Origin of the sequence: Luteimonas sp. MC1572 (assembly GCF_016615815.1) — a bacterium.
Taxonomy (GTDB): domain Bacteria; phylum Pseudomonadota; class Gammaproteobacteria; order Xanthomonadales; family Xanthomonadaceae; genus Luteimonas.
In genome coordinates this window covers 679,345-688,570 of record NZ_CP067112.1, presented here as the reverse complement: position 1 = coordinate 688,570, position 9,226 = coordinate 679,345, and the positions used below count along the sequence as shown (strand labels likewise).

Here is a 9,226-nt window from a genome sequence, read left to right as displayed (position 1 = left end):
CGCCGCGACCTCGCCCTTGGCCATGACGTGCGCCTGGACCCGCTGCCCTACGAGCACCTGCTGGACACGCGCCCGCTGTCGCAGGTCGATCTTGTCGTGATCCACTGCACCGAACTTCCCGACCTCGCCACCGCGCGCACGTACGGCGAACGCGTGCTGTATCCGGCGTCGGGCACCGGCAACAGCGGCCACTGGTACATCGACCGCGACGGCGACACCGTCCGGTACGTCGCCCACGACCGCATCGCCCACCACGTGCGTGGTTACAACGCGCGCGCGGTCGGGATCGAGCTGGTCAACACCGGGCGCTGGCCACACTGGCTCGATTCACGGCACCAGGCCATGGACGAGGCGTATCCCGAGGCGCAGCTCGCCGCGCTCGACGTGCTGCTCGCCACGCTGGTGGCCGACCTGCCCGCGCTGCGCTGGATCGCCGGCCACGAAGAGCTTGATGCCGGAACGGTGGTGGCGAGCGACGATCCCGCCGTACTGGTGCAGCGCAAACGCGACCCCGGGCCGTTGTTCCCGTGGGCGCGCGTGCTGCGCGCCACGCGGCTGCAGCGCCTGCCGCAGTCCTGATGCCGGGGCGGCGGCCCGTATAATCCGCGGATGCCCAACCGCCCTGCCCCCGCCTCCGAACTCGTCGACCTCCTGTCCCTGGAGCGCCTCGAGGACAACCTGTTCCGCGGCCAGAGCCGCGACATCGGCACCAAGTACGTGTTTGGCGGCCAGGTGCTGGGCCAGGCGCTGTCGGCGGCCCACGCCACGCTCGAGCAGCCGCGCGATGCGAACTCGCTGCACGCCTATTTCCTGCGCGCCGGCGACGTGGATTCGCCGATCGTCTATGACGTCGACCGCACCCGCGACGGCGGCAGCTTTTCGGTGCGCCGGGTCACCGCGATCCAGCACGGCAAGGTGATCTTCTTCTGCGCCGCGTCGTTCCAGCAGCACGAGGACGGCGCCGAACACCAGCTGTCCATGCCCGAGGTGCCGGATCCCGACGACATCGAGCCGGCGCCCGGCGTACCGCCCGCGGTGCTGGCCACGCTGTCCACCAAGGTGCAGCGCTGGCTCGACCGCAGCGGCCCGTTCGAATTCCGCCACGTGTACCCGCGCGACGAACTCAACCCGCCCAAGCGCCCGCCCTACCAGCAGGTCTGGTTCCGGCTGGCGGAAAAAGTCGGCGACGCGCCGGAACTGCACCGCGCGCTGCTCGCCTATGCGTCCGACTTCCACCTGCTCGGCACCGCCACCTTCCCGCACGGCATCAGCTACTACCAGCCGAACGTGCAGATGGCCTCCCTCGACCACGCGCTCTGGTTCCACCGCCCGTTCCGCGCCGACGACTGGCTGCTGTATTCCATCGACAGCCCCAGCGCGCAGGGCGCCCGGGGCCTGGCGCGCGGCCTGATCTACGACCGCGCAGGCCGGCTGGTCGCCAGCACCGCGCAGGAAGGCATGATCCGGGTGGTGGCCGACGATCGCGCGGGCCCCCTGCGGGCCAAGGACTGACCCCGTGCGCCAGCTGTTTTCCAGCCCGCGCATCGAGAATGTCGAGGCGGTCGCCAGGCTGCTCGAGGAGGCCGGCATCGAGGTGCGGATCAGCAATGGCCGCTCCTACCGCGGCGCGATCCGCGGCAATTTCAGCTACCGCGACGGCAGCGACAGCGCGCCGCGGCCGGCAGTGTGGGTGCTGCGCTCCGACCAGCAGCCCGAGGCGCGGCAGCTGCTGCGCGATGCCGGCCTGCTGCAGGCCGCGCCAGTGCGCGGTGAAAGCTTCCTGCCGCCCGCAGCCATCGCCGGCGGCGATCGCAGCCCGCTGTCCGCGCGCGGCGGCGGGCGCTTCCGCTACGGCCTGCTGATGGGAATCGCGGTGATCGCGGCGGTGGTGATCGTCAATTTCAGCAGCGGCGACAAGCCGCTGCCGGCGGATCCAGCGCCCACGGTCGCGGCTGCGCCTGATGCCGGACACGCATCCGCGTCTACCGCGACCGGCGCCCCGGGTGCGGCCGGCCTGGACATGCTCGCCACGCTTCCGGAAGAGGTCCATCGCGTTCCCACGCCGCCGCTCCTGGCCGCGACCCTGGTGCGCGACGTGCTCGACGACCGCGCAGGCAGGCGTGCCTGCCTCGCGATCGATGACGCCGACCCGGCGGCCAGCCTGATCGAAACCCTGGCCGCCGACGGCCTGGACGTGGTTCCCGCATCGTCGGCACGCTGCGACGAAGCGGACCGGACCCGGGTCGAGGTGCGGGACTACCGCACCGATGGTTCGGGCTCGGGCAGCGTCCAGCTGGCGGTGGCCGGCGAGGCGGCGCGTGAGCTCGCGGTCAGGCGCGACGGCAGCGACTGGCAGCGCGTCGACGGACCCTGAGTCGCCGCCCGGTCACATCCGGGTGCCTGCGCGCGTCCCGGTACCATTGATGCGGCCCCGATGCGCCGCCATGAGCCGCCCATGTCCACCACCGCGATCGACGCCCTCATCCACCGCGACCTTCCGGCCGCCGCGAACGGCTGCGAGCACGCCTACGGTCGGATCATCGTCGCCAGCCAGAACACCGTGACCGCGGTGGCGCTGGCGATCACCCGCGACGTGACCGCCAGCGAGGACATCGCCCAAGAGGCGTTCCTGTCCGCCTGGCAGAACCTGAAGCGCCTGCAGAACCCGGCGAGTTTCCTGCCGTGGCTGCGGCAGATCACCCGCAACCTGGCCTATGACCACCTGCGCAGCCAGCGCAACCGCAACGTCCATGGTGAAGCCGCCGAGCTGGCCATCGCGCATGCCGCCGATCCCTCCGCACTGCCAGACGAGCGCCTGCTCGACGCCGAACGCGAGCAGCTTGCCGCCGACCTGATCTCGGAACTGCCCGAGGAAAGCCGCGAAGTCCTGCTGCTGTACTACCGCGAGGGCCAGAATTCGCGCCAGGTCGCGTCGCTGCTCGGCCTGTCCGACGCCGCGGTCCGCAAGCGCCTGTCCCGGGCACGCAAGAGCGTGCGCGCAGACCTCATCGGCCGCTTCAGCGAGTTCGCGCGCGGCAGCGCGCCAGGCACGGCGTTCGCCGTCGGCGTGGTGGCGCTGCTGGGCGTGGCGCGGCCGGCGGCTGCGACGGGGTTCGCCAAGGCGGCGCCCGCGGTGCTCGGCGGCCTGCTCGGCAAGAGCGTGCTCGGCACCGCCGGCGCGCTCGGTGGCGGCCTTCTGGCCACGCTGATCACCGCCTGGCTGTGCCGTCGGATGCTGCTCGGCTATGCCGAGAACGAAGCCGAGCGCGAGGAGGTCATCCGCGTCTACCACAGCTATCTCTGGACATCGCTGGTCGCGGTGGGCGCCACGCTCGTCGCGGCGCTCGCGTTCGACAGCATGGTGCCGGCGTCGGCATTGGCACTGGCGGCGATCGCGGTGCTGAACTACCAGCTGCTCGGCCCGATGCAGAAGACCATGGCGCCGCTGCTGCGCCGCGATGCGCAACGCCATCCGGGCGGGGCGAAATGGCGGCAGCTCGGCTACCGCCTCACCTTCGGCACCAGCGGCGTGCTGGTCAGCAACATCGCGATCATCGGCGGCATCGTGCTGCTGTACCTGCACGGCTGACGCGACGTGACGCGGGGCGCCGGGTACCAAGGCCCTTGAGGGCTCATGTCCCCCGGCGATGGCCTGCGGCCATCACCTCCTCCTTGACTTCCCCCTCAAGGGCCTTGGCACCCGGTACGCCGCAGTACGCGGTGGTTCAAAGGCATACCCCGCGATCTGGTGCTTGGTTCTCCGGTGCCTGCAGCCGCGGCCCAGCCCCGAAGTGGCCGGGAGGCCTTCGCGGGGAAGTAAAGGAGGAGGCATCCGCCGCCAGGCGGATCCGGGGGACATGAGCCGCGAAGGCCTCCCGGCCACCACAGGGGCCTCCCGGCCCAAAAAATGGCCCGCGCCTTGCAGCGCGGGCCACCGGCGCCGGGCATCCCGGCGCCACCCCGTCAGCGGTTCAGCGGTGCGAGCCGGCCTGCAGTTCGGCCTTGCCCAGGAATCCGTCGCGGTTGTCGTCCATCCACGCGAAGCGCTTCGCCAGGCGCGGCATCTTCTCGTCCACCTCGACACGGCTCAGCTTGCCGTCCTTGTTGAGGTCGGCGGCCGTGAACGACTCGCTGAAATGGCGCTCGCGTTCGCTGCGCATCTGCGCCTGCATGCGCTCGCCGTGCGCCATCGCCTCGGTGCGCACGATCTGGCCGTCCTTGTTGGTATCGACGGCGTCGAAATCGATCGCCATGCGCGGGCCGCGGAGCTTGCCCGCCTGCGGTGCGGAGCCATCATGACCATCGTGGCGCGATCCGCGACGCGACGACCCGGCCTTTTCGGCCTCCGGTTTCGCGGCGGCACGCGCTTCACGTGCAGCGGCGCGCGCGGCCTGGCCCGCGTCGAATTCGGCGCGGCTGACGCGGCCATCGCCATCACTGTCGAATCGTTCGATGCCGCCTCCGAAGCCCATGCCCGGACCGTGTCCACGACGCGCGTGGTGGCCGTGGCCGCCGCGCTGCGGACGCTTGCCGGCATCGGCCGGTTTGGCGCCGTCGGACTGCGCCTGGGTGCTGCGCGCCGGAGCGTCGGCCTGCGCGCTGGCGACGGACGCCGCGCCCAGGGCAGCGACGGAGAGGGCGGTAGCGAGAAACAGGGCATGACGCTTCATGCGTGACTCCTTTGCGCGCAGCGACATTGCTGCATGTGCACCGGTCAACGCCCGGCGCGCCGCCGGGTTGACGCCGCGCCCGGCGCGTTCAGCCGCCGGTCGGTTCGCAGCCACTGCGACGCGCGGCGGTATCCTGCACGCATGCACCGCGCCCGCCATGCACCGCCGCAGCCGGCCCGCCACCATGGTTGAGTCGGCATCCATGCGCCTGTTCCACACCGCGGAACATCCTTGCGGCTACTGGCCCGAGCGCGAAGCGCGCGACCTGGTGCTCGACCCGGGCGATCCGCGCCTGCCCGCGGCCTATCCCCGAGCGCTGGAACGCGGCTTCCGGCGCTCCGGTGATCTGGTCTATCGCCCGCACTGCCACGGCTGCCGCGCCTGCGTCGCGGTGCGGATTCCGGTGGCCGGGTTCACGCCCGATCGCAGCCAGCGGCGCTGCTGGACGCGCAACGCCGACGTCGAGGCACGCATCACCACGCCGGGCGAGACCGACGAGCGCTTCGCGCTGTACCGCCGCTATCTCACCGGACGCCATGCCGGCGGCGGCATGGATGCGCACGGCAAGACCGAGTTCGACCAGTTCCTGGTCGGCAGCTGGTCGCAGGGGCGCTTCCTCGAACTGCGCATCGACCATCGGCTTGTCGCCGTGGCGGTCACGGACCTGGCCGATGATGCGCTGTCCGCGGTGTACACCTTCTACGACCCCGACGAGGCCGCGCGCGGCCTCGGCACGCTGGCGGTCCTGCACCAGCTGGACTGGGCGCGCCGCGACGGCCGCCGCCACCTTTACCTTGGCTATTGGATATCGGGACACCGGAAGATGGATTACAAGCGCAGGTTCCAACCCCTCGAACGCTTCGACGGCCGTGGCTGGCAGGCGTTTCCGCAGGAAGGCGGCGCATGAGCGCGTGCGTGCCTGCGCGACCGTGGGCCATGCTGCTGTGCTGCGCGCTGATTGCCGGCTGCGTGCGCGTGAACGTCCACGGCGACCCCGGACAGGCCATGACCCGACCCGACACCCTGCGCATCGCCAGCTACAACGCCTCGCTGTATTCCGACGACGCCGGTGGCCTGCAGCGGCGGCTCGCGGCCGGCGACGCCGATGCGCGCAAGGTGGCCGCGGTGCTGCAGCGCGTACGCCCGGACATCGTGCTGCTCAACGAGTTCGACCATGACCCCGATGGCCATGCGGCCGACCTGTTCCAGCGCGATTACCTCGAGCAGCCGCAGGCCGGCGGCGGCGAAGCGCTGCGTTACCCGTACCGCTATTTCGCACCGGTCAACACCGGCGTGCCCAGCGGCCTGGACCTCGACCGCAGCGGCACGGTCGGCGCAGCGTCCGCGGTGCCCGGCGAAAGCCCGGCCGCGCGCCGCGAGCGGGGCAATGACGCCTGGGGCTACGGCCTGCACCCGGGCCAGTACGGCATGCTGCTGCTGTCGATGCATCCGATCGACGCCGCCGCGGCGCGCACGTTCCAGCTGCTGCGCTGGAGCGCCATGCCGGGTGCGGCACGGCCGCTCGACCCGGCAACCGGCCTGTCCTGGCATCCCGACGCCATCTGGAGCCAGCTGCGGCTGTCATCCAAGTCGCACTGGGACGTGCCGGTGCGCACGCCGCTGGGCGTGGTGCACGTGCTGGCCTCGCATCCCACGCCGCCGGTGTTCGACGGCGCCGAGCGCCGCAACAGCGCGCGCAACCACGACGAGATCCGCCTGTGGAGCGAATACCTCTCGGCAGGCAACGCGGACTGGCTTTGCGATGACCAGGGGCGCTGCGGCGGGCTGGCGGCCGGCGCGCGCTTCGCCATCCTCGGCGACCTCAACAACGATCCTGTCGACGGCGACGGCCGCCACGAGGCAATCGTCGAACTGCTTGAGCATCCGCGGGTGCTGCGCATGGCCACGCCGCGCGGCGATGGCGCCCCTTACGCCGCGGGTGCCGACAAGCCCGGGCGGCGCGGTGCGGTCGTGCATGCCACCGGCGATTTCGGCGCGCGGGTCGGGCCGCTGCGGCTGGATTACGTGCTGCCGTCGACCGGGTTCCGCGCGGTCGACAGCGGCGTGTTCTGGCCCGCGCCAGGCACGCCCGATGCCGCGATCATCGACGGCAGCGACCACCGCCTGGTGTGGGTGGATCTCGCGGAGTAGATCCGGCGCTGCGCGCGTGCCGACGCGCGGAGCGTCTCAGGGAGACGGCTTGTTGGCCGCGGTGCTGCCTGTGGCATCCGCCGGCGCGCCTGCCACGTCGGTGCCGACATCGGGACCCGTCGTCGCTGTCGCCTCTACCGCACCGACGTCCGGACCGGCATCGGGCACCGCATGCGCGGGAGCCGCGGCAGGCGGGGCCGGCGCCGCAATAACCGGCAGCACGGTAGTCGCCTCGTCGTACGTGCGCGGTCCGAAGCCGAACAGGCCGCCGCTCTGGCGCGACACGACCATACGCACCATCGACGCCGGCACCATCATTTCCAGCGTCACGTCCTCGCCGGTGGGCATGCGGCCCTTCATCGTCATTTCGATCAGGCCGCCGCCGGTGTCGATCTCGTCGCAGGACAGATGCTGGCCAACCACCGGGTTGTCCTGGATGTAGGGCTTGATGGCCTCGCCAAGCGCTTCGAGCGCCTGCGGGAAGAAGAACACGGCATAGCCGTCACGGCCTTTCATCGCGGGTCGGTTCCTGTCGGTTGCCTGGTGGCCATCATCGCAGCTCGACGGTGAGCGCCGCAGCAGCGTCGCGCGCGGTCGCACGGGCGGTGTCGATGTCGGCTGCGCGCGCCAGGGTCACCGCGACGCGGCGCTGTCCCTCGACGCGCGGCTTGCCGAACAGGCGCAGCGCGGTGTCGGGCGCACGCAGCGCGGCATCGACGTTGCCGAACTCCGGCACGCCATGGCCTTCGGCCAGCACCGCGCACGACGCCGACGCCCCCCACTGGCGGATCACCGGAACGGGCAGCCCGAGGATCGCGCGCGCATGCAGCGCGAACTGGCTGAGCTCCTGCGAGACCAGGGTGACCAGGCCGGTGTCGTGCGGTCGCGGCGAGACTTCCGAGAACCAGACGTCGTCGCCCTTCACGAACAGCTCCACGCCGAACACGCCCCAGCCGCCAAGATCGTCGGTGACCGCGCGCGCGATCGCCTGCGAGCGCGCCAGCGCCGCGGGCGTCATCCGCGGCTCCGGTTGCCAGCTTTCGCGGTAGTCGCCGTCGCGCTGCAGGTGCCCGATCGGCTCGCAGAACGTGGTGCCGGCCGCGTGGCGAACGGTCAGCAGGGTGATCTCGTAGTCGAAGTCGACGAAGCCCTCGACGATCACGCGGCCGGCGCCGGCGCGGCCGCCGCGCTGCGCGTAGTCCCAGGCGGCATCGATATCGGCCTCCACGCGCAGCGTGCTCTGGCCCTTGCCGGACGACGACATCACCGGCTTGACCACGCAGGGCAGGCCGATCGCGGCCACGGCCTCGCGGTACTCGGCGTGGGTGTCGACGAAGCGGTACGGCGATGTCGCAAGGCCCAGCGTTTCGGCGGCCAGCCGGCGGATGCCTTCGCGGTCCATCGTCAGCCAGGCCGCGCGCGCCGTCGGCACGACGCGCAGGGCGCCGGCCTCGCCCACCGCGGCGGCGGATTCGCGCTCCAGCTCGACCAGCGTCCGGGTGGCGATAGCCTCGAGCTCCGGCACCACGATGTGCGGCCGCTCGCGGTCGATCAGCTTGCGCACCGCGTCGCCATCGAGCATGTCCAGCACGTAGCTGCGGTGGGCGACCTGCATGGCCGGCGCGTCGGCGTAGCGGTCGGCGGCGATCACTTCCACCCCCAGCCGCTGCAGTTCGATGGCGACTTCCTTGCCGAGTTCGCCCGAACCGAGCAGCAGGACGCGGGTGGCATGGGCGGACAGCGGCGTACCGAGGCGGATCATCCGGATTCCTGGCTGGGAGGGGACGATAGTGTATGGGGCACAATCGACCCCTGATCGCCGCATCCCCACGCCAGAGGATCCAGATGACCTCCATCGACGCCCGCCGCCCTGCCCGTCTCCGCCGCGCTGCACGCTTCGCCGTCGCCGGCTTCGTTGCCAGCCTGCTGTTGGCCACCACGGCCTGCGCGAAGCCCGCCGCGCCCGTGAGCGACGACGAGGCGGTCGCCATCGCCACGCGCTTCCTCGACCTGTTCGATGCCGGCCAGGTGGAAGAGGCGCACGAAGCATTCTCGGTGGAGCTGCGCAACACACTGAGCGTGGAGGACCTGCAGGCGACGCACGCCGCCTACGCGCGCCGCGCGCCAGAAAGCACGCGCGGGGAGCCGCGGGTCGAGCGGATCGGGGACGCCGCGGTGGTGGAAGTACCCGTCCAGCGCGGCCAGCTGGTGATGCAGGCCTCGATCACCGTGGGGCCCGACCGCCGCATCGAAGGCCTGTTCTACAGCCTCGATGAAGGCCCGCAGGCCAAACCTGCGCCCGCCGCGGACGATGCCGACGCGCCGCATGCCGACCCCGAAGCCGCGCCCGACGCGCTGCCCGATGTCGACACCGACGCCGACGCCGGCGTCGCCGCCTAGGCCGC

The 9,226-nt window shown here is 71.7% G+C and carries 11 protein-coding genes; 8 read left to right on the top strand and 3 right to left on the bottom strand.

All coding sequences use genetic code 11. The features are described 5' to 3' along the window. Positions 1 to 27 precede the first annotated feature (27 nt). From JGR64_RS03170 to JGR64_RS03155, 4 genes are all read left to right on the top strand, one after another. The gene (locus tag JGR64_RS03170; RefSeq protein WP_199375073.1) at positions 28 to 579 is read left to right on the top strand and encodes an N-acetylmuramoyl-L-alanine amidase; all 552 of its coding nucleotides are present in this window, start codon (positions 28 to 30) and stop codon (positions 577 to 579) included. 30 nt (positions 580 to 609) lie between these two features. After that, a complete protein-coding gene (gene tesB / locus JGR64_RS03165; RefSeq protein WP_199375072.1) occupies positions 610 to 1,512 on the top strand; it encodes an acyl-CoA thioesterase II in 903 nt (300 codons plus the stop codon). Between the two features lie 4 nt (positions 1,513 to 1,516). Next, entirely contained in the window at positions 1,517 to 2,374 is an 858-nt protein-coding gene (locus tag JGR64_RS03160; RefSeq protein ID WP_199375071.1) for a DUF2007 domain-containing protein, read from the top strand. An 81-nt stretch (positions 2,375 to 2,455) separates the two neighbouring features. Next, the gene (locus JGR64_RS03155; RefSeq protein ID WP_199375070.1) at positions 2,456 to 3,589 is read left to right on the top strand and encodes a sigma-70 family RNA polymerase sigma factor; all 1,134 of its coding nucleotides are present in this window, start codon (positions 2,456 to 2,458) and stop codon (positions 3,587 to 3,589) included. Between the two features lie 382 nt (positions 3,590 to 3,971). On the opposite strand, the gene JGR64_RS13830 is transcribed toward JGR64_RS03155, so the two are convergent. After that, positions 3,972 to 4,253 (bottom strand): hypothetical protein, encoded by a 282-nt coding sequence (locus JGR64_RS13830; protein WP_233348309.1) that lies wholly within the window; start codon positions 4,251 to 4,253, stop codon positions 3,972 to 3,974. A gap of 42 nt (positions 4,254 to 4,295) precedes the next feature. Between JGR64_RS13830 and JGR64_RS13825 the strand changes: the two genes are divergently transcribed. From JGR64_RS13825 to JGR64_RS03140, 3 genes are all read left to right on the top strand, one after another. Further along, the gene (locus JGR64_RS13825) at positions 4,296 to 4,676 is read left to right on the top strand and encodes a hypothetical protein (RefSeq protein WP_233348308.1); all 381 of its coding nucleotides are present in this window, start codon (positions 4,296 to 4,298) and stop codon (positions 4,674 to 4,676) included. A gap of 151 nt (positions 4,677 to 4,827) precedes the next feature. Further along, a complete protein-coding gene (locus tag JGR64_RS03145; protein ID WP_199375068.1) occupies positions 4,828 to 5,577 on the top strand; it encodes an arginyltransferase in 750 nt (249 codons plus the stop codon). Between the two features lie 8 nt (positions 5,578 to 5,585). Further along, on the top strand, positions 5,586 to 6,821 hold the full coding sequence (locus tag JGR64_RS03140; protein WP_234446991.1) for an endonuclease/exonuclease/phosphatase family protein: 1,236 nt from the start codon (positions 5,586 to 5,588) through the stop codon (positions 6,819 to 6,821). 36 nt (positions 6,822 to 6,857) lie between these two features. On the opposite strand, the gene JGR64_RS03135 is transcribed toward JGR64_RS03140, so the two are convergent. Together JGR64_RS03135 and purT are read right to left on the bottom strand one after the other, a co-directional pair. After that, a complete protein-coding gene (locus JGR64_RS03135) occupies positions 6,858 to 7,337 on the bottom strand; it encodes a hypothetical protein (protein ID WP_199375067.1) in 480 nt (159 codons plus the stop codon). Positions 7,338 to 7,371: 34 nt separating this feature from the next. Then, complete coding sequence (gene purT / locus JGR64_RS03130) at positions 7,372 to 8,583, bottom strand: formate-dependent phosphoribosylglycinamide formyltransferase (protein ID WP_199375066.1); 1,212 nt, start codon at positions 8,581 to 8,583, stop codon at positions 7,372 to 7,374. A gap of 83 nt (positions 8,584 to 8,666) precedes the next feature. Between purT and JGR64_RS03125 the strand changes: the two genes are divergently transcribed. Next, positions 8,667 to 9,221 carry a hypothetical protein gene (locus tag JGR64_RS03125; RefSeq protein WP_199375065.1) on the top strand — a complete coding sequence of 185 codons (555 nt, stop codon included), beginning with the start codon at positions 8,667 to 8,669 and terminating at the stop codon, positions 9,219 to 9,221. Positions 9,222 to 9,226 lie beyond the last annotated feature (5 nt).